The organism is Flavobacterium sp. (genome assembly GCF_029945805.1).
Classification (GTDB): domain Bacteria; phylum Bacteroidota; class Bacteroidia; order Flavobacteriales; family Flavobacteriaceae; genus Flavobacterium.
Genome location: NZ_JAQSDH010000044.1, coordinates 43,536 through 64,396, shown reverse-complemented (window position 1 = coordinate 64,396; position 20,861 = coordinate 43,536). Strand labels below are relative to the sequence as shown.

At 35.1% G+C, this 20,861-nt stretch carries 22 protein-coding genes; 14 read left to right on the top strand and 8 right to left on the bottom strand.

Going from position 1 to position 20,861, the window contains the following annotated elements:
- Positions 1–71: 71 nt before the first annotated feature.
- The 5 genes from clpB to PSU83_RS11910 form a co-directional block, all read right to left on the bottom strand.
- On the bottom strand, positions 72–2,675 hold the full coding sequence (gene clpB, locus PSU83_RS11930; RefSeq protein ID WP_300589700.1) for an ATP-dependent chaperone ClpB: 2,604 nt from the start codon (positions 2,673–2,675) through the stop codon (positions 72–74).
- Between the two features lie 299 nt (positions 2,676–2,974).
- Positions 2,975–3,430, bottom strand: a complete 456-nt coding sequence (locus tag PSU83_RS11925; protein ID WP_300589699.1) for a hypothetical protein — start codon at positions 3,428–3,430, stop codon at positions 2,975–2,977.
- Positions 3,431–3,444: 14 nt separating this feature from the next.
- Entirely contained in the window at positions 3,445–3,900 is a 456-nt protein-coding gene (locus PSU83_RS11920) for an META domain-containing protein (RefSeq protein ID WP_300589698.1), read from the bottom strand.
- A gap of 11 nt (positions 3,901–3,911) precedes the next feature.
- Positions 3,912–4,874 (bottom strand): YitT family protein, encoded by a 963-nt coding sequence (locus tag PSU83_RS11915; protein ID WP_300589697.1) that lies wholly within the window; start codon positions 4,872–4,874, stop codon positions 3,912–3,914.
- Positions 4,875–4,876: 2 nt separating this feature from the next.
- On the bottom strand, positions 4,877–5,353 hold the full coding sequence (locus tag PSU83_RS11910; RefSeq protein WP_300589696.1) for a hypothetical protein: 477 nt from the start codon (positions 5,351–5,353) through the stop codon (positions 4,877–4,879).
- Positions 5,354–5,561: 208 nt separating this feature from the next.
- Here PSU83_RS11910 and yaaA point away from each other — a divergent pair, with 208 nt between their 5' ends.
- On the top strand, positions 5,562–6,320 hold the full coding sequence (gene yaaA, locus PSU83_RS11905) for a peroxide stress protein YaaA (protein WP_300589695.1): 759 nt from the start codon (positions 5,562–5,564) through the stop codon (positions 6,318–6,320).
- 147 nt (positions 6,321–6,467) lie between these two features.
- Positions 6,468–6,941 carry a hypothetical protein gene (locus PSU83_RS11900; protein ID WP_300589693.1) on the top strand — a complete coding sequence of 158 codons (474 nt, stop codon included), beginning with the start codon at positions 6,468–6,470 and terminating at the stop codon, positions 6,939–6,941.
- Between the two features lie 375 nt (positions 6,942–7,316).
- On the opposite strand, the gene PSU83_RS11895 is transcribed toward PSU83_RS11900, so the two are convergent.
- Together PSU83_RS11895 and PSU83_RS11890 are read right to left on the bottom strand one after the other, a co-directional pair.
- Positions 7,317–7,754 carry a DUF6526 family protein gene (locus PSU83_RS11895; protein WP_300589692.1) on the bottom strand — a complete coding sequence of 146 codons (438 nt, stop codon included), beginning with the start codon at positions 7,752–7,754 and terminating at the stop codon, positions 7,317–7,319.
- A gap of 50 nt (positions 7,755–7,804) precedes the next feature.
- Positions 7,805–8,398, bottom strand: coding sequence for a heme-binding protein (locus PSU83_RS11890; RefSeq protein ID WP_300589691.1), 594 nt, complete (start codon positions 8,396–8,398; stop codon positions 7,805–7,807).
- Between the two features lie 466 nt (positions 8,399–8,864).
- Here PSU83_RS11890 and PSU83_RS11885 point away from each other — a divergent pair, with 466 nt between their 5' ends.
- The 7 genes from PSU83_RS11885 to PSU83_RS11855 all read left to right on the top strand — a co-directional run bounded on the left by PSU83_RS11885 (position 8,865) and on the right by PSU83_RS11855 (position 14,181).
- Positions 8,865–9,920, top strand: a complete 1,056-nt coding sequence (locus tag PSU83_RS11885) for a HAMP domain-containing sensor histidine kinase (protein WP_300589690.1) — start codon at positions 8,865–8,867, stop codon at positions 9,918–9,920.
- A gap of 91 nt (positions 9,921–10,011) precedes the next feature.
- Positions 10,012–10,554, top strand: a complete 543-nt coding sequence (locus tag PSU83_RS11880) for a DUF1697 domain-containing protein (RefSeq protein ID WP_300589689.1) — start codon at positions 10,012–10,014, stop codon at positions 10,552–10,554.
- A 118-nt stretch (positions 10,555–10,672) separates the two neighbouring features.
- Positions 10,673–11,083 (top strand): OsmC family protein, encoded by a 411-nt coding sequence (locus PSU83_RS11875; protein ID WP_300589688.1) that lies wholly within the window; start codon positions 10,673–10,675, stop codon positions 11,081–11,083.
- Positions 11,084–11,213: 130 nt separating this feature from the next.
- Entirely contained in the window at positions 11,214–11,921 is a 708-nt protein-coding gene (locus tag PSU83_RS11870) for a DUF1003 domain-containing protein (protein ID WP_300589687.1), read from the top strand.
- A gap of 198 nt (positions 11,922–12,119) precedes the next feature.
- Entirely contained in the window at positions 12,120–13,400 is a 1,281-nt protein-coding gene (rocD, locus tag PSU83_RS11865; protein WP_300589686.1) for an ornithine--oxo-acid transaminase, read from the top strand.
- A gap of 60 nt (positions 13,401–13,460) precedes the next feature.
- Positions 13,461–13,649, top strand: coding sequence for a hypothetical protein (locus PSU83_RS11860; protein ID WP_300589685.1), 189 nt, complete (start codon positions 13,461–13,463; stop codon positions 13,647–13,649).
- Positions 13,639–14,181, top strand: coding sequence for a Smr/MutS family protein (locus PSU83_RS11855; protein ID WP_300589683.1), 543 nt, complete (start codon positions 13,639–13,641; stop codon positions 14,179–14,181). Before PSU83_RS11860 ends, PSU83_RS11855 begins: the two co-directional genes overlap by 11 nt.
- A gap of 74 nt (positions 14,182–14,255) precedes the next feature.
- Here the strand turns inward: PSU83_RS11855 and PSU83_RS11850 are convergent, their stop codons facing one another.
- The gene (locus PSU83_RS11850; RefSeq protein WP_300589682.1) at positions 14,256–15,320 is read right to left on the bottom strand and encodes a DUF3810 domain-containing protein; all 1,065 of its coding nucleotides are present in this window, start codon (positions 15,318–15,320) and stop codon (positions 14,256–14,258) included.
- A 91-nt stretch (positions 15,321–15,411) separates the two neighbouring features.
- On the opposite strand from PSU83_RS11850, the gene PSU83_RS11845 reads away from it, so the two are divergent.
- The 5 genes from PSU83_RS11845 (at position 15,412) to PSU83_RS11825 (ending at position 20,855) form a co-directional block, all read left to right on the top strand.
- Positions 15,412–15,639 carry a hypothetical protein gene (locus PSU83_RS11845; RefSeq protein WP_300589680.1) on the top strand — a complete coding sequence of 76 codons (228 nt, stop codon included), beginning with the start codon at positions 15,412–15,414 and terminating at the stop codon, positions 15,637–15,639.
- Entirely contained in the window at positions 15,636–15,953 is a 318-nt protein-coding gene (locus PSU83_RS11840; protein ID WP_300589679.1) for a type II toxin-antitoxin system PemK/MazF family toxin, read from the top strand. Before PSU83_RS11845 ends, PSU83_RS11840 begins: the two co-directional genes overlap by 4 nt.
- A gap of 21 nt (positions 15,954–15,974) precedes the next feature.
- Entirely contained in the window at positions 15,975–17,435 is a 1,461-nt protein-coding gene (locus PSU83_RS11835; RefSeq protein ID WP_300589678.1) for an aminoacyl-histidine dipeptidase, read from the top strand.
- Between the two features lie 137 nt (positions 17,436–17,572).
- Entirely contained in the window at positions 17,573–18,613 is a 1,041-nt protein-coding gene (locus tag PSU83_RS11830; protein WP_300589677.1) for a hypothetical protein, read from the top strand.
- On the top strand, positions 18,573–20,855 hold the full coding sequence (locus PSU83_RS11825) for a hypothetical protein (protein ID WP_300589676.1): 2,283 nt from the start codon (positions 18,573–18,575) through the stop codon (positions 20,853–20,855). The genes PSU83_RS11830 and PSU83_RS11825 overlap by 41 nt, the downstream gene beginning before the upstream one ends.
- The last annotated feature ends 6 nt before the right edge of the window (positions 20,856–20,861 follow it).

Sequence of the window (20,861 nt, the reverse complement as noted above, 5' to 3'; positions counted from 1 at the left end):
TGCTCCTAAAAAGCCCAAGCCCTGAACGCATTTTCACACGATCAGGGCTTGGGAAAAATAAACTAAAACTATTATTTTACTAGTTCACTTTGGTTTCTGAAGACCAATTGGCCATCGAAACTATCGAGCAATATGATGCTGTCAGTTGTGATTTTATTTGCCAAAATCTCTTTTGAAAGCTGGTTTAAAACCTCTCTCTGAATTACTCTTTTTACCGGACGCGCGCCAAATTGCGGGTCATATCCTTTTTGGGCCAAATAATTTATGGCTTCCGGGGTGGCATCTAGTGTGATGTTTTGCTTCGCTAGCATTTTGACAACGCTTTTCAATTGCAACCCGACAATTTTGGTAATATCAGCATTGGATAAGGGTGTGAAAAGTACGATTTCGTCGATACGGTTGATGAATTCGGGGCGAACGGTTTGTTTCAGCAAGTTGAGAACTTCCACTTTTGCACTTTCTATTGCGGCATCCACACTGCCTTTAAGATTATCAAATTTCTCTTGTATAATGGAGCTTCCCATGTTGGATGTCATGATGATAATCGTGTTTTTGAAATCGGCTAAGCGCCCTTTGTTGTCCGTCAATCGTCCTTCATCTAATACTTGTAATAAAATATTGAAGGTGTCGGGATGCGCTTTTTCAATCTCGTCTAAAAGGATTACGGAATACGGTTTTCTACGAACGGCTTCCGTTAATTGGCCGCCTTCGTCATAGCCCACATATCCCGGAGGCGCGCCCACTAGTCGGCTGACGCTGTGTCTTTCCTGATATTCACTCATATCGATACGCGTTAGTGCATTTTCATCATCGAACAAGTATTCGGCTAGCGCTTTGGCTAATTCGGTTTTACCAACACCAGTCGTTCCGAGGAATAAGAAGGTTCCGATAGGTTTTTTCATATCTTGTAAACCCGCACGGCTTCTACGAACTGCATCGCTAATGGCTTCAATGGCTTCTTCTTGACCGACAACTCTGTTGTGTAATTCTCCTTCTAGGTTCAATAATTTTTCTCTTTCCCCTTGCAGCATTTTCATCACGGGAACTCCAGTCCATTTTGCTACAACTTCCGCAATATCTTCTCGCGTTACTTCTTCTTTAATAAGAGAAGATTCGGCTTGATTTTCTTGTAATTCGATTTGCAATTGGTCTAAACGTTCCTGCGCTTCTTTAATTTTTCCGTAACGGATTTCGGCAACTTTTCCGTAATCGCCATCGCGTTCGGCACGTTCCGCTTCGTATTTAAAATCTTCAATTTCTTGTTTGACAGCTTGGATGTTATCAACCACATCTTTCTCTGATTTCCATTTGGTAAAGATTTCGTTTCGCTCTTCTTTGAGATTTGCCAAATCCATACTCAAAATTTTCACTTTGCTTTCGTCATTCTCGCGTTTGATGGCTTCAATTTCAATTTCAAGTTGCATAATTTTTCGATCGAGAACATCTAATTCTTCGGGTTTGGAATTGATTTCCATTCGGAGTTTAGAAGCTGCTTCGTCAATTAAGTCAATGGCTTTATCGGGAAGAAAACGATTGGTAATATAGCGTTGTGATAATTCGACAGCCGCAATAATAGCGTCATCTTTGATTTGAACTTTATGATGTGTTTCGTATTTTTCTTTGATACCACGCAAGATGGAAATCGCACTTTCGGTATCGGGTTCATCTATCATAATCTTTTGAAAACGACGTTCCAGTGCTTTGTCTTTCTCGAAATATTTTTGGTATTCATCAAGAGTTGTTGCACCAATAGCTCGCAATTCGCCTCGAGCCAAAGCCGGTTTCAAAATATTTGCAGCATCCATAGCACCTTCACCGCCGCCAGCACCAACAAGGGTATGGATTTCATCAATAAAAAGTACGATATCTCCATCGGAAGATGTTACTTCTTTAACTACGGCTTTCAATCGCTCTTCAAATTCTCCTTTGTATTTGGCACCCGCAATCAGTGAACCCATATCTAGAGAGAAAATCACTTTATCTTTTAGATTATCAGGAACGTCACCGTCTACTATTCGGTGTGCTAATCCTTCGGCAATGGCTGTTTTACCCACACCAGGTTCGCCCACAAGCATCGGATTGTTTTTGGTACGGCGCGTTAGAATTTGCAAAACTCTACGAATTTCTTCATCACGTCCGATAACAGGATCGAGTTTGCCTTCTTTGGCTAATTCGTTAAGGTTTTTAGCGTATTTATTTAAGGCATTGTACGTTTCTTCAGCAGAAGCGGATGTTACTCTTTCGCCTTTTCGTATTTCGTCGATGGCTGCTTGTAAGGCTTTTTCGGTAGCGCCTTGATCTTTTAAAATTTGGGCAACCTTACTTTTTGATTTGAAGATGGCTAAGATTAAATGCTCAATAGAAACGAATTCATCGTTCATTTTTTTAGCTATAATACTGGCTTCGTTGAGCATGGTGTTGACATCGCGGGAAAACATAAGTTCTCCGCCAGAAACTTTAGGAAAGCTTTGAATGGTGCTGTCCAATATTTTTTTGAATAGTTCGACATTCACATTGAGTTTTTTCAATATGAATGGTGTTACGTTTTCGTCAACTTCGAGAATACCTTTAAAGATGTGTTCGTTTTCTATTTGTTGTTGACCAAAACCTTGTGCAATTTGTTGTGCTTGTTGCAAAGCTTCCTGCGATTTAATGGTTAAATTATTTAGATTCATAAGTTGTTGTAGTGTTGATTAGTTTTTCTCATTTCGGCAATATGTATTCCAATGTAAAATTACAGCCAAAATGTCGTTATTTATATGATATTTATCATTATAATACGACAAAATGACTTGAAATCAGACATTTATAGAGTTTTCGAAGTGCTTTTTGGAGTTGATGTGTCAATTAGGAAGGAAAAGGTTGGAATCAAAGTTTATTTGTCCGATTCTTTTCATTTTCTTATTTGCTTCTGATATTATTTGGCTCGAAATTTTGAAAGAGTATTTTGAGTTGATTAGCTATTATTTACTGTTTATTCTGTGCAATCAATTTTAATTAATGGCATTTTCGAATTAAAATTCAGTTTGGTTACATCCTTGAATTGTGTACCTTCTTTGGTCATTTCGCCATAACCTTCCATTAATTTATTTTCGGCAAATTGAAATGCAACTTGTCGTGTACTTTCAGTTCCTTCAGAATAAAAAGTATAATCAGCAATAAGAATGTTATTTTCAACTTTACCTTTAATAGTTCCATGATTACTATCTTTTTCTGCCAAAGAATAATTTAATGTTCCCGTTACCTCGTTTCCGTTGAACTGAAGTTGTATAGAAACTGCGCTTCCATTCGCATCAGACGTAAAACATTCTATTCTAGGCGGAGCAATTTTATTTTCGTTAGTACCGGAATTTTCTGTAGAAGGAACTTCTTTTTTACAGCCCAACAGCAGGAATACAAAAGCGAATGAAAATAAGACTTGTTTAGTCATAATAACTGATTTATTTATTGTTTGTTTTTAGTAACATTTTTAAAACGCATCATGGTGATATCATTCATTTGTAATAGTAGTTTACCCTCATTATCAATGGCAAATTTGTTTACTTTTCCGAGCATATTCATAAAGGTTTCTTCTCCGCCACCTTCGCAAAATCGCATCGTTTTTATAGTATCTCCAAACTCGATAGTATTTTCTTTTTTGGTAAATTTTCCGTTGTATACATTGCAACTGTTGTTACCTCCAAAGGTCTTTTCCGTTTCGTTAAAAGTGATGGTGGGTTTGTCTTCTGGATATAATCCTTCAAAAGTAATACGCGGTCCTGTGATGTATTCTAACTCCCAAACACTATCATAAATAGAGGCGTTACTCGCAGATTTTTTCGTTTCTGTTGTCTTTGTGGAATTGCATCCCGAAACAATAACAGATAATATGATTACTGCTAAAAGCAAGGTGCTTTTCATAATTTTTATTTTTAGTGTTTTAAAGCTCTTTTTTTAATCATTCCCCCTTTGGTATCTTTTACGCTATTCATTACTACAAAAGCTGTAGGTTCTATTTTTTCGATTTCACTGTTGAGTTTGTTAAGTTCTAAGCGCGTGATAACGGTGTAAATAATATCTACTTCTTTAGTCTCCCCACTTTTACCATAACCCCCTTTTCCGTTATAGATAGTTACGCCTCGGCCCATTTTTTCTATAATCATTTCCCTCATTTTATCACTTCGAGAGGAGACAATAGTTACGCCAATATATTCGTCAATACCTTCAACAACAAAGTCAAGTGTTCTTGATGCTGCAAGATAAGTTAGCATTGAATAGAGCGCCACTTCAATACCAAGGAAATAGGCTGCAGCGGAGAAAATCATAATATTTATTAGAATAATGATGTCACCAATGGTTGTTCCCAACTTCCGACTCAAATAAATAGCCAAAACTTCTGTGCCATCAATTACCGCTCCACCACGTATTGAAAGTCCGATACCCGCACCCAAAAAGAAACCGCCAAATATAGCCACCAAAAGATTATCAGATGTTACATCGGGGATGCTAATATAGGCCAAACATAATGCAAGGCCGCTTATAGCCAAGGCTGTTTTGACAGCAAAAACCTTTCCCATGGTGTGATATCCCAAAATCACGAAGGGAAGATTCACGCCTATAATCAAAACATATAATGGAATTCCGGTTAGTGCCGACACTAGTAAGGAAATTCCGGTTGCGCCACCATCTATAAAATGATTGGTCAATAAAAAACCTTTGAAACCAAATGTGGCGGAAAAAACACCAATTGTAATTAGAATAAAATCTTTAGCATACCGCTTGGCCATCACTATAAATAGGAGGTATCCTTTTGCTAGAGCATAACTGGAAAAAGTTTCCTTATGTTGCTCTCGTAATGTGGTCATTATTACTACTCTCTTCCAAAATGAATTCATACTTACAAGGGTTTTGCTGGCACTTCTTTGGTTGAGATTGCAGATACTTTGTTTTCAGGATTTACGGTTACGAATAGTTCTCGCTTAAAGAGTTTTTTTTCGTAATTTATGTTATATCGAAAAAGTAATTCGTCCGTTTTTTTGTTGCGGGTAATGTCGATGAGGTTAATGTTGATGAATCTTCCATTGCGTTGGTTGATCTTTTTGCAGATGGCTGATATTTTTTCGCGGGTAGCATTCTGACGTACTTTATCGGTAGCTTCTGCAGAACTGAAATTCTTGAATTTAGAGGTATTACACGATTCCAACAAACGTATTCCAACATCATATGCTCTATCTTTTTTTATGGCCTCTACTTCTTCTGGTTTAACCAAATTAGTTGCCTTCTCCGGAACTTTAACAGCACTTGTACTGCTGTTTTTTTTACTCTTGCAGGAAAAGAGCAAGACAAGACATAAAAGGAGGATTATTTTTCGCATCGCTATATTTTTGTTTAAAGTGTTTGAATTGCAATTTACAATTTTTAACATTTTCACACAAGAGATTAACTTTTTAAATAGCATTATTATTACTAGTAGAATCAAAATATTTTTATTTTGAGGTGCATCATTATAGGTATTGAATTTGTATTTTTGACTCGACTCACTTTAAGGGTGAACAAACGAAGTAAACTAAATAGAGCTCAAAATGAAAATTGTTATATCCCCAGCCAAGTCATTAGATTTTGAAAAAGAAGTACAAACAACAAAGTGTACTGAACCACATTTTTTAAAAGAAGCAGCAAGTATTCAACGTATTTTAAAAAAACAAAAGCCAAAAGATTTATTGCATCTCATGAACATTTCAGACAAGCTCGCAGAACTGAATTGGCAGCGCAATCAAGATTGGAATGTACCTTTTACAAATGATAATGCAAGGCAGGCAATTTATGCTTTTAATGGCGACGTGTATCAAGGCTTGGATATTTACAGTTTGCCTTTAGATAAAATTGATGATTTACAAGACAAACTCCGAATACTTTCTGGCTTATATGGTTTGCTGAGACCGTTAGATTTAATGCAAGCGTATCGATTAGAAATGGGAACAGCATTACCCATTGGTAAAAGCAAAAACTTGTATGAGTTTTGGAAACAGACCATTACCAAGGAATTGAACAGTGAACTTAAGAAAGGTGATTTGTTTATCAATCTAGCCAGTAATGAATACTTCAATGCTGTAGATGTTAAAGTCTTAAAAGTTCCCGTTATAACTCCCGAGTTCAAGGATTATAAAGATGGTAAACTAAAAATCATCAGTTTCTTTGCTAAGAAGGCTAGGGGCATGATGGTGCGTTACATCATTGAAACTAACGCCAAAACCATTGATGACTTAAAAGGATTCAATTACGAAGGATATGGTTTTGATGCGAATTTAAGTACTGAGCATACGTTGGTGTTTACCCGATAAGAGTACAGAATGGTACTGTAGGAACACTAATATCAATGTTTAACCTTTTTTACTAGATAATTACAAGAAGCTATTTATGTAACTCTCAATATTTTTCGTATCTTGTGAATGGCTCTTGCCGATAGTACTAACTAAATACTAATCATTATGAAAAATCTAGGCTTTGCTTGTTTGCTTCTGAGTTGTATTGTATTCCAAAATTGTAAAAAGGATACAAAGGAGAAAGTGGTTGTAATTGAAAAACCAATAAGTGTTCAATGCTATACCGCGGTTTATGAAAAAGATACTTTAGACTTGAAAATTAACACGCTAAAAGAGGGCAAAATAACCGGCACTATGGAGATGGCACTGTTCAATTTCCCTAAAAAGGTTGGAGAACTTACGGGTGAAGTTCGTGGCGATACCTTATTTGCCAGTTATACTTTTACTCAAGACGGAAATAAAGATAAAACATTTAAAAATCCGATGGCGTTTTTAAAGCGAGGGAACGAACTCATTTTAGGCAATGGTGAAATAGAAACCACAATGGGCGCTTCTTATTTTGTTAAAGGGAAACCTATTGATTTTGACCAAGTGAAGTATAAATTTACAGCGGTAGAATGCGTTGATGATAAGGAATAACACGTGAGACTTTGAAAAGCCGGAAGTACCGATCGACAAAGGTGTAAAGGCGTAAAGTTTTAAATAAAAAACGCCGTCACCCAGTTTTTAATAAGGAAGTATCGAAGTGCAACATCAAAATTTATAACCACCTAAAAACATAGTTTTTACTAAATAAAAAAGGTATTTCACTTTTTTGCGATAAAGGATAACTACGGGAAACCAGCAATTAGTCTAGGTTTTTCCTATTTTCTACGTGTTTTATCTTTTAAATAGCTATGCACACTTTCAAAGTTATTAAGAAATCCAATTAGGTGCATGTGTCATACTGAGAGCAGTCTAAGTGATCTTCATTATCTAACAAAATATACAATCAGAATCAACTTTTTTTAGCAATTACAATCGCATAGTATCCGGCTGCCAAAGGGTAATTCGTTTTTTAATGTCATCAGGTTTTAAATTATCTTTTAAAGCAAGAGCTAAGAGTTCTTTAAATTGAATGTCATCGGTAAAACGTAGTGCTGCAATTTGTCCAAAGGAAAGTTGAGGTTCTATCGTACTTGCACTTTTTCCATACAACTCAAAATAGCGTAATCTAAATTCTAGCCTAACGATTCGGTCTTGATTTCCTAATGCATAATGCTGTCTGACCATGATAGCAAAATAAAATATACAAAACGAAAGTAGCGCAAATAAAACCCATTCCAGTCTATTGTCCTCCTCTTTATAAGCATTCACTATTCCCCAAACCATCATAAAACCGAGCAGTGGTAAGAATATAAAGTGATGCGGCGTATAAAATTTAAGGTGATTTTTATAATTTTGTTTTTTCATTGTTGGTTTATTTTTGCGCAAGTACGCTCATTACTTTTTAAAGTTTGTCTTTATTTTTTATCCCACCTAACACTGACAATAATTTCATTTTTTCGTCCTACAATTTGGAACGGTGCATTGTACCCCAAATACCGATAGTTTCCGAAGTATTCAATGCCGTTAGCCTTCAACGAATTTTCGAGTTGAGCAGCATAAGATTTAATTTTATCGTCATTTGCAAATCCTCCAAACTGGATGGCAGCAACATAGTCTTCGGCTGTAGTTTTTATGTTGATAGACGAATCGTTTGGTTTTGGTAAGTTCTGACGGGTGTAGTTGGCAGGCATCACAAAACTCATCGAAGATTGGTCGGTGTTTATGTCCATATGAACAGGCGAGGTCATGGCAATATTCGCTTTAGACTTATTCTCTCCAAAAATAAAGGAAGCTAATTTTCTAAATCCAGATGAGGATAATTCTTTATATGATTTTGCATTCATGGTAACACTTGCCATAATAACAGGCGGATAAACGCGTATCTCAAATTCTTTTTCAATTTTGATAACACGGTACGTTTGTGTTTCAGTAGATGCCATTATTAAATAGAGTTGAGATGCAATGAGTAGAATTACTAAAATAGAGACTACAATTATACTTGTTTTCATATGGTATCTTTAATTAAAATCGCGCATCTAGATGCGTCACAATCTATTTTATCAAATATACTAAAAATTAGAATAGTTTATTTAGTGTAAAGTCGTTTTACTGTCATACTTTAAAATGGAGAATGCAAAATGTTGCTCTAATTTTTACTAGGCAATCAGTTATGATTTAGTAGTAATTTAATTGCATTAAGTATTAGAAGCATAAACGTTCTCACTAGCCCCGATGGGAGTGGCATCCTTTTTTTGTTTTGCACTTCGACTCTCGAAGTTTCGGGACAGCATGAGAAAACAAAAAAGATAGAACGGAAAGCGGGAGGATGGGTTTAAAGGAGCCGAAAGTTTGTGCTTCAAATTATTACTGTTCGTATAGAACCAAAAAAGGTTCATTTTCGTAGATGTTTTATCAATTCAATGGTTAGATTTGCAATCGTTGATAGAATTTTACCCCAAACAAAAAACGTCCTAAATGAAGCTTTACAGCAATTTATCTAAAATCAGTTTCCTCAAGAAGAGTTACACTAATAAGTTCTTTTTTGTAGCATTTTTAGGGATTCACATTCCGTTAATCGGATTGATTATTACACTTATTTTTAATAAGAATGCTTTTTCCACCCAAGCTATTTTACTTTTTACCTTAGGTTTTACACTGCTAGCAACCGCGGTAACGCTTTATGTGATTAAGAAGATCATAGTGCCAATAAACCTTGCATCATTATCGTTGGCTCAGTACCGAAAGTACAGAACGGTTCCCAATTTGCCACTGCGCTTTAAAGATGAAGCGGGAAAATTACTCTATAATGTACAGAAAACGATTAGTGATAATGAGACGTATTTGAATCAGAAACAAGATTTAGTATCTCTCTTGACTCACGATATTAAGAATTTTGTGTCACAGCCCAAAGGATTGGCACTGCTTTTACTGGATGAAAATGACATAACCGAAATTAGAGATATTGCTAAGCTTATTGTGGCTTCTTCGGACAACCAATTAGAGTTTTTAGAATCGTTTATTCATTTGTTACGAGAAGAAGAAGCTCTTTCTGCGGTAGAAGTAGAGTCGAATACGGTAAATTTTACCGAGATTATATTGGATATCGAAAGGCAGTTAGCAGTGAAACTTCAGGAGAAGAATATTATCCTTCAGAAAAATATAATCCAAACCAATGTAAAGCTCTTTGCAGACGAAGTATTGTTGTCGAGTGTGGTTTTTAATTTGCTGCACAACGCCGTTAAATTTTCGCAACCCAATAGTGCTATCTCTGTTGATGTTGGCCTTAATAAAGAGCATCTTGAAATAAAAATTCGGGATCAAGGGATAGGCTTTACCGATAAACAAAAAGGACAACTATTCTCAAAATTCTCTAAAATATCTCGTAAAGGAACTTCCCGTGAAGATTCAGTTGGCATTGGTTTATATCTTTGTTTACAGATTGTTACTAAATTCAGTGGCTATCTTTATGCCAATAGTGATGGTGCGAATAAAGGCGCTGTATTCACCGTTGGTTTTAGAATTGATAAATAGCAAATACCCATTAGATATCTTGTTTTGATAAAAAATTCATAGAGCTAAAACACTTTGAAATTTGTATATTTGAAACATACAAATTAAAAAAATGCACACTCACTTAGCCCTTCTGCGGGGAATTAATGTATCAGGACATAAAATGATAAACATGGTCGCTTTGAAAAAAGCACTAGAAAACTGTGGCTTTACCAATGTGATCACCTACATCCAATCGGGTAATGTTTTTATTGATACAGATGAGGAAAGTCCGAGTAAAGTGGGTTTTCTAATAAAACAAGAAATCTTCAAGGAATTTGGACACGATGTTCCCGTAATTGTTATTGGTAAAGAAGATTTGCAAGCGTGTTTGGACCGAAATGAATTCCTTAACGAAGAAGGAGTCGACTTGAAGAAATTGTATGTTTCTTTTATCTCGTCCATACTTCCCGACAATATGATCACACAACTCAATCTGAACTTTATCAAGCCCGATGAAATTCAATTGGACGGCAAACGAATATACCTAAAATACGACATTTCACCAGCCAAAACTAGATTGGACAACAAATGGATTGAAAAAAGTATGAATGTAGTTTCTACCACGCGCAACTGGAATACAGTGAACAAATTGTTAGAGATGTTTCCGGTTTAGAAACAATTATATCGTTAACTTTCGGATTATAATCTCGTAATAAATAGGAATAATTAAGTAACATCAACTTGTTACCTAAGACTTAAATTTACTGTAAATTTTTAAAAAATAAACACTCATGAAAAGAAATGCAACCGCAGTTTGGAAAGGCTCTATCAAAGAAGGTAAAGGAGCGATTACCACACAAAGTACTACCTTAAACAACACTCAGTATTCCTTTAGTTCCCGTTTTGAAAATGGCGTTGGCACCAATCCAGAAGAACTTATTGCCGCAGCGCACTCGGGTTGTTTTACCATGCAACTTTCTGCTTTTATTGGAGAAGCGGGTTTTGAAGCGGAGAACATTCAAACTAGGTGTGATGTAGATTTCCAGGACGGCGCCGTTGTTGGCTCTCATTTAACGGTAGAGGCGACTGTTCCGGGAATAACGAATGATACGTTTCAAGAATTGGTAACTAAAGCAGAGAAAAACTGTCCGATTTCAAAATTATTAAATACTAAAATTACGTCGACTGCCACTTTGTTATAAGTTGCTACTCAAGATAAAATCTCTAGCCTCATTTCTTTTAAAGTAATGAGGTTTTTTTGTGTTATAAAATGTAAATTAGCCACTCGTGATTGCATAGTCGAACCGTTCGAAGTAACTAAATAAGTTGTATATGAGTTCAAAAACTACTTTTAAAAGTACTATTTCAGGCATAGAAGCTCTTGAAAAAGATAAAGTTTCATGTACGAGTATCCGAATTCCAATTCTGAATTTGATAAAAGAAGATTATCCCGACTTGGATATGTCAAAAGAGATAACAGTAGCTGAACTAAATATCTACCGCGAAAAATATATTTCAAGGTTCTTAAAATCAGAAGTTGGTGAATTAAGTGATTTGCATAAAAATGTACTAAAATCCTTTAAAGAGGACAAATCACTAGTTCGAAAAGTTGAACACGAACATGATAACCGTACTTTTGGCCAGAGACTTGCTGATAACGTTGCTGCTTTTGGCGGTAGCTGGACCTTTATAACATGGTTTTTTGTAGTCATTATAGTTTGGATAGGAGCTAATGCTTTTCTGCTATTGAATAGAGGATTTGATCCATATCCATTTATATTACTCAATTTAATTCTATCATGTTTAGCATCATTACAGGCACCAATAATTATGATGAGCCAAAATCGTCAGGAAGAAAAAGATCGGCAACGCGCCAAAAAAGATTATATGATTAATCTAAAATCGGAATTAGAAATTAGAATGCTAGATGATAAATTAGACCATTTAATTATGCATCAGCAACAAGAACTAATCGAAATTCAAAAAGTCCAAATCGAAATGATGAACGATATTTTGAATAGAATTGAGAGTAAGAAATAAAGAAGAAAGAAGTTAATAGCAAGATGCAAGAAGATAGAAGCAGCAATGCTGCAAGAATTTGTAATTCGTAAATTTCAATTCGTAATTAATTCATACTTTTGCTTAGGATGATTTCTCTCCAATAAGAAGGAATTGCGATTTTACAAATAATCTGTAGTGATCTTTTAGTGTTTGCGATGGATTAAAAATTCAATAACAATGTCAGTTTTAGAAAAAATGAGTTCAGATGAAGTAATTGCTTTAGAAAACAAGTATGGTGCGCACAATTACCATCCATTACCTGTAGTATTAAATAGAGGAGAAGGCGTTTACGTTTGGGATGTTGATGGTAAGAAATACTACGATTTTCTTTCGGCATATTCAGCAGTAAATCAAGGACATTGTCATCCAAAGATTATTGGTGCCATGATGGACCAAGCGCAAACTTTGACACTTACTTCAAGAGCTTTTTACAATGATAAATTAGGGGTTTACGAAGAATACGTCACCAAGTATTTTGGTTTTGATAAAGTATTGCCAATGAATACTGGTGCCGAAGCTGTAGAGACCGCTTTAAAACTTTGCAGAAAATGGGCTTATGAGAAGAAAGGTATTCCTGAAAATGAAGCACAAATTATTGTGTGTGACGGAAATTTCCACGGAAGAACTACGACTATCATTTCGTTTTCCAATGATGAAAATGCACGAAGAAACTTTGGTCCTTACACCGCGGGATTTATTAAAATACCATACGATGATATTGACGCTTTAGAAAAAGTAATTACCTCCTCAAAAAATATTGCTGGATTCTTAGTAGAACCTATTCAAGGTGAAGCTGGCGTTTATGTTCCGGCGGAAGATTATCTGGCAAAAGCCAAAGCATTGTGCGAAGCAAATAATGTATTGTTTATTGCAGACGAAGTTCAAACCGGTATTGCAAGAACAGGCTCTTTATTGGCTGTTTGTGGTAATTGTAGTTGTGAAAATCAATGTGAGCAACAAGCCTCTTATGTTACTCCGGATATTTTAATTTTAGGAAAAGCCATTTCAGGTGGAGCCTATCCAGTTTCAGCAGTTTTAGCGAATGATACTATTATGAATGTTATTAAACCTGGACAACACGGTTCCACTTTTGGAGGAAATCCAGTTGCCGCTGCAGTAGCAATGGCTGCTTTGGATGTAGTGTCAGAGGAACATTTATCCCAAAATGCACGTCATTTGGGTAAAATCTTCAGAGCTGAATTGGCAAAATATATTGAAACTTCAAACATTGCGACTCTGGTTCGTGGAAAAGGATTGCTGAATGCCGTTGTAATTAATGATACAGAAGAAAGCGACACCGCGTGGAATATTTGTATGGCATTACGTGATAACGGATTACTGGCCAAACCAACACATGGAAATATTATACGTTTTGCGCCGCCGTTAGTAATGAATGAAGAACAATTATTAGATTGTGTTTCTATTATCATCGAGACGCTTAAACAATTTGAAAAGTAATTATATAGAAACCAGCTAATCCGGCTGGTTTTTCTATTCTTAAATTAGAAAACTGATACAATGAAAAAACTCTGGATTCCGTTTATGTTTATAGCGATACTTGTTGGACTGTTTGAGCAATCAAAAGACAAGCCCAACATTTATATTCTATGTGCAGCAGTAGCGGTATTCATGTTTGGTATGATGAATTTGAGTTCAAAAGTTCCGAGTAAAAATCAAGAGGAAAAAGAAAAAGAAGATGCTGAATAAAGGAGATAAAGTTTCGGTTTTGGATGATGCTATGGATGGTATAGTTGTTGAAGTTAAGGGTGCTGATGTTACTATCGAAACTTTAGATGGTTTTAATCTTACTTTTAAAAGTAATGAATTAATCAAAATAGAAAGTGGTAACGCTTTGAATTTTAGCTTTAATAAAAGCCAAGTCATCAGCGAAAAAGAAGTGGCTAAACCCAATTACATCAATAAAGAAAAGAAGAACAAAAAGGAAATTCCAGCACCTGAATTTGATTTACACATTGAAAAATTGGTCAAGAATCATAAGTCGCTGAGTAATTATGATATTTTAACTATTCAACTTGAAACCGCACAACGCCACATGGATTTTGCCGTTCGGAACCGAATCCCGAAGATTGTTTTTATACATGGAGTTGGAGAAGGTGTATTGAAATCGGATTTAGATTTTTTGCTTGGAAGATATGATAATGTAATTTTTCAAGAAGCTAATTATCAGAAGTATGGACAAGGCGCCACGGAGGTTTATTTTAAGCAGAATGTGAAGTGATAGGCAAAAGTAAAGAGGTAAGATTGAGATGATAGATAATAGACAAATAGATGATAGATATCAGATATAATCGTTTAACGAAGTTCTTTTTCTTTGTAATAATTAATTAGTAAATCGATAAATTTGCTGTAACTGTCTAAGCCATCTTGTTGTTGGTTTGCTTTCAGATATTGATCGTAAAATGCATGGAACCCTTTGTCGATAAACGTATCGTACTGTTTCCAAAACAACTCACTTTCTCTAAAATTTTTGATAATGCCTGGGTTTATTGTTGGTTTGTACGCTTTGAATTTTTCTTCATTTTTCATAGCCACATTTCCCAAACAATAGCGTAGCGCGCTGCTGTAAGCCGCATATTGAAAATACAAATCCTTATTTTTGATACACGCTAAAAATCCGATAAAATTACATTCGCTTTCACTGGCATAGCCGATTTGGTGTGCCATTTCGTGACAAATGACATTCGGAAAACCATACATCGGCAGCTTGTAATTGACCTGCGATTCATTGGTAAACGGATTTAGATAACCGCCAAAACCCATATAAGTCAGCGGTAAACTGAACAACGATTTCTTTCGACTTGGAATTTCATACCTGAAAAACGAATGCTCTTTGGCCAAATTATCATAGCCATTCTGTGTCATTTTGAAAATGCTATCCTGCGAGTAAGGATTGAGTACCTTTTGGTTTTTATTTTGGGTAATTGCAAATTGAACTTCATTCGTTTTGATAATCAGCTTTTCGGTGAACGCATATAAATCCGCATCAGTATATTCCCGTTGGATGGTCATCTTTTCAAAAAGTGGAATCCTGTAATAGTTTGTTGCCCAAAGCAAATGAAACAAAAAATAAAAAATGGAAAATCCGCTCAGTACATTCAATAGATTATCTTTCCATTTATTTCGCCATGTTTTTCGGGTTTTCCAGATGGAAATCAGTACGTAAATAATCAGAAGTGCATATAAAAAATCGCCAACAGAAAACGGAATACTACCCAATAGAAATCGCTCGGTTTTTGAGATGTAAACAAATACTCCATTACTGTAAAAACGCTCCACAGTTTCCGGAAAGAAAGCCAATGTTTTGATGAAAATGATTTGGATTACCAGAAAAAGGGGTAGTAGATGTTTGCGTTTCAAAGTGTATAATTTGGATATAAAAATAACATAAATTGAGAAGACCTATTTCCTTTTTTTTGTAAATTTGTGTTGAAATAATTAGAATCGCTTCATGTCTAGAGAAGAGCTGCTTAAAGTTACTATCGAAAATCTTAATCACCTTTCAGATAAAGATCTGGAAGAAGTGTCTGAATACGTCAGTAATTTAAGTGCAAAAATGGACGATAATATTTTAAATGAAGGAATAAAATGTATTGTTTCAAATTCCAAATCGTATGAATTTCTTCAAGATGACGAAGAACTATATAAGGTTAGCGATATTAAAGAAAAATATAAATGAAAAAAGGCGATTTAGTATTGCTATCTTTTCCATTTACAGATATGAAAGGCAAGAAAATAAGACCAGCAATGGTTTTAGTAGTTTCAGATTTTGATGTTATCGTTGCCTTTATTACCACACAATTTAAATGGCAAAATCAATTTGATATACCTCTTGAGCCTAGTAAAATAAATGGTTTGAAAAGAGTATCCTTACTTCGTTTATCCAAAATTACAACTATAGATAAAAATTTAGTTCTCGGTAAATTAGGAGAATTAGAACAAGATGATGTTTTTAGCATCAACAATAAACTTATTGAAATATTAAAATTATAACTTAGAAATACTACATAAATAATGAGCCAAGAAATTAGGAACCTTGAACCAAAAGTACTGTGGAATAAATTCGCTGATTTAAATGCAGTTCCACGTCCATCAAAGAAAGAAGAGCGTGTTATCGAATTCATGAAAAACTTCGGAAACAGCCTTGGATTGGAAACTTTTGAAGACGAAATCAGAAACGTAATCATCCGCAAGCCAGCAACTCTAGGAATGGAAAACCGCAAAACGGTGGTGCTGCAAGGGCATTTGGATATGGTGCACCAAAAAAATAACGACACTAATTTTGATTTCGATACCCAAGGAATTGATATGTATGTTGATGGCGATTGGGTTCGTGCCAAAGGAACTACCCTTGGAGCCGATAACGGATTGGGAGTTGCAGCAATCATGGCGATTCTAGAAAGTAAAGATATTCCACACCCTGCAATTGATGCTTTGTTTACAATAGATGAAGAAACTGGAATGACAGGCGCTTTGAACCTAAAAGGCGGTGTGTTGAAAGGAGAAATTCTTTTAAATTTAGATACAGAAGAAGACGATGAAATTGATATTGGTTGTGCTGGTGGAATTGATGTAACGGCAACAAGAAGCTACAATATGGAGGAAACTCCGGAAAATTCTGTTGGCTACACCATCACAGTTAAAGGCTTAAACGGCGGACATTCAGGAATGGATATTCATAAAGGTTTGGGTAATGCCAACAAAATTATGAATCGTTTATTGTTTGACGGATTTGAAAACTTCGGTGTACAGATTTCGGAAATTAGCGGTGGAAGTTTGCGCAATGCGATTCCACGGGAAAGCGTTGCTAAAGTTATTGTAGCGGGAATGTATGACGAAGCTTTTGTATTTGACATGCAGGAAATCATCAACGATATTAAAACCGAATTCAAAACAACAGAACCTAATCTTTCTGTAGAAATTATCAAAGGCGATTTACCTAAAGAAGTTATGGATTTGGGCGTTCAAGAAGGGTTGTTACGTGCCATTTACGCCGCTCACAATGGTGTTTACCGCATGAGTGCTGATATGGCTGACTTAGTTGAAACTTCTAATAATATCGCTCGAGTGATTGTTAAGGATGGTGCTATTTCGATTCAGAATTTAACGCGTTCTTCTGTTGAAACTTCTAAATTTGATTTAGCTAATGCCCTGCGCTCCGCTTATGAATTGTTTGGTTGTGAAGTTGAATTTGGCGGAAGTTATCCCGGTTGGACACCAAACGTAAATTCTGAAATATTAGACGTTTTAGTCAACATTTACGAAAAGCAAAATGGAGAAAAACCTAATGTTGTAGCCTGTCACGCTGGATTAGAATGTGGAATATTAGGAACCAATTATCCGGGAATGGATATGATTTCATTTGGACCAACCATCCACGGAGCGCATAGCCCAGACGAAAGAGCTTCTATAAAATCGTCTCAGAAATTTTGGAAATTTTATTTGGAAATATTGGCGAATATACCAGTGAAATAGTATTCAGTCGTTGTTTGCATAAAACAAAAAAATAGAAATAGAAACCGCTTATTACTAGGCGGTTTTTTTATTCTAATTATTGCTCAAAAAGATTTACTTTTAATACGGTTTTTACGTTATCTCTAAAATGTCAAAAAATGAAGAAAATTGTATTTCTTGGAATGGTTTCGTTGTGTCTTTTTTCGTGTACTGAAGCGAGTAAAGTGCAGAGTGTCGAACGTGCTTTTTACTATTGGAAAAGTTCAAGCAACATAAACTCCGAAATGGAAAGCAAGTTGATTGCCAATAAGATAAAAAAGATCTATGTCAAATTCTTTGAAATCGATTATTCTGAAGCGATGGGCAATTATCCTTTTGACAAATTGGACAGTTATAATGATATGTTGGACAGTCATCTAGGTATTTCGGTAATTCCGACGGTTTTTATCAAGAATGAAATTTTTAAATACAATACCGAAAAGGACTTGGATGTTTTGGCGGATAATATCGTCTTCTTGATAAACAAACGTTGCGACGAAAAGTTTAAAAAATCGACTGTTGCCAACGAAATTCAGATCGATTGTGATTGGACAAAATCGACGAAAGACAAATACTTTTATCTGCTAAAGAAAATCAAGGAACTTTCTAAAAAAGAAATCAGTTGCACTTTGCGATTGTATCCCTATAAATACAGTGAAATTATGGGCGTTCCTCCGGTTGACAGAGTAATGTTGATGTGTTATAATTTGGTTCGACCATTGACAAAAAGTGATAAAAATTCGATTTTAGATATTACCGAATTGAAATCGTATTTAGATCAAAAAAGAAGCTATCCCGTTCATATGGATGTCGCGTTACCGATTTTTAGTTGGTCACAATTGTATCAAAACAATCATTTTCAAAAGTTAATTGACATCAGTTCTGTTGATTTGAAAGAGTTTACTAAAGAAGTAAAACCGATGTGGTATGAAGTTACAAAAGACACTACTTTGAATTGGAACGACTATTACCGAGTTGCCGATCAAATAAAATGTGAGGAAGTTTCAGCAGCAACGCTTAACGAAGCAATCGCCGTGATTAAGAAAAATGTTGCGCTTGATGCCAACACTACCATTTCACTTTTTGATTTAGATGAATCCATTTTTAAGAAATACAGCAATGAAGAAATTACTGGTTTTTACGATACTTTTACTAAGTAGTAGTCCAATTTTAGCGTGTGGCTATTCGCCTTACGGTGAAGATGTCCGGTATTGTTTGTTCAATCCAAAGTACTTTAATTACAATCAGTATTACGGATTTTACTATAACAATTTTGCTTGGGGTTATGACAGTGCTAGTGATTCCTTTCAGGATAAAATAGCGCATGAATCCAATATTTTGGACTGGTATAATTTTACCGGTAAAAAAGTAGATATTGATCAGATTATTTATTTCAATAACGAATTAAAGCTGACGGATATTCACTCAGGTTCTGATAATGAGTTTTTAAAATTCCTTTACAAAAACAAAAAATCAAATGTTATAAAGTATCTTATTTATGCCAAAAAGTGCGAAGGTTTTAACATCAGCAACTATGGAAATTCTTGGGAACGTGCCGAGGAAGATCAGAAAGTTTCTGCTTTAAAATTCGAGAAAGAGTTAGTTGCAGCCTACACTAAAGAGAAGGATAAAAATCTAAAAAGGAAATATGCTTTTCAATGCATTCGTTTGTCGTTTTACAATGGAAACGAAGGCTTGATGCGTTCTGTTTTTGCCAATGAATTTTTGAATTCTACTAAAGATTATCTGTATTATTGGAGTTTGTATTTTCATTCGTTTACTACTGAACAAACGGGAAATTACAATGACATCGCTGATATTTTTGCCAATTCTCCTGAAAAAGCTTTTGCGAGTCAGTTCTATTTTTCAAGTAAATTCAATTTGGAGAAAGCATTAACATTCGCTAAAAATCCAACGCAAGTCGCCAATTTATATGCCTATGCTTCACCTCGAATTATTGCTAAAAACCTCGATAATTTAAAAGTAATTTATCAGAATAAACCAAAATTTAAAGCGCTTGATTTTCTGCTATTACGCGAAATTAATAAACTAGAGGATTGGATTTATACACCATTTTATACTAACTATTCGCCTTCAATTGAAGAAGGAAGTTATTACAGTGAAAGCACTGAAAGTAAGATAACTACGGAGACACTTCGTCAACGTTCAGCTACTGATCGTTTGTATGCTCAAGAAGTATTGGATTTTGTTTCGACTATTGATTTTAAAAAAGTGGATAATCCGGTTTTGTGGAAATCTTCAGAAATTCAATTGTTGTTTATGACGAATCAATACGAAGTGGCATTATCAAAAATTAGTGATTTCGAAAACAAGTACAAAAACGAAAAAGTGTTTGCTGAAATCCAAAAAATAAAAGCGCTTTGCTTGACGGCCAAGCAAGTATTTGGTAAAGCCATACTTACGGATGAAATCAAAGTAATTGTCGAAAAAAACAAATCAGATAGTAGATTTGTTTTTGCATTAGGGCGCGAATTGGAGTTCAGAGGAAATCTTCGCGATGGCATTGCGTTAATTTCATTAAACAGTACTTTTTACCACGAAATCAGTTCGAGTGCCAATGATGTAGAATGGCGCGGAAACCGACTCAATACGTCTTCTAATTTAGATGTTTTTTATAATTATTATGATTACTTAGATTTTGTGTATCCCGCTAGAGATTTACAAATAATTATAAATCAACTTAATGCTCTTTCGCCAAGTGAGAAAGATGATTTTATTTACAGTACGTTGATCAGAGATAAAAATTACCTAATTGATTTATTGGGCACAAAATACATCCGCGAGGAAAAACTCAATATGGCCTTGGTTACTTTTAAATCCTTACCCGAAACTTATTGGCAGCAGAATTATAACGCTTGGGAAAGAGGAAAATTTGATGAATACCATTCCTTTGATAAAAATCCGTTTTATGTTATTCCATACACCGATAATTTCATTAAGCCCAAAGAAACCTATTTTGTAAACAAATTGTCAATTACGGAGCATCTTGTAAAATATTTAAAATTGGCCAACGACGTAAATCGAACCGATCGCGATTATTATTATTTTATTGTTGCCAATTGTTATTTGAACATGACCGATATGGGAAATTCCTGGATGATGCGTCGTTTTAGCAGTTATTCTACTTACGATGATACATATGTGAACGAATCGTATATTGATAATTTGGAATACAGAACGCGATCTATTACAAAATTGTATTACCAAATGGCTTATAATACCTCAAAGTCAGATAAGTTCAAAGCTTTGAGTTTACGTATGGTTAATTTTACTCAAGAGTATACCAATACGCCCAATCAATTAAAGATTGAATATCCGCAATACAGCGAAGAACTATCGAGTTGCTTGGTTTTTGAAGATTTTTTTAATTCCAGAAAATAAACCAAA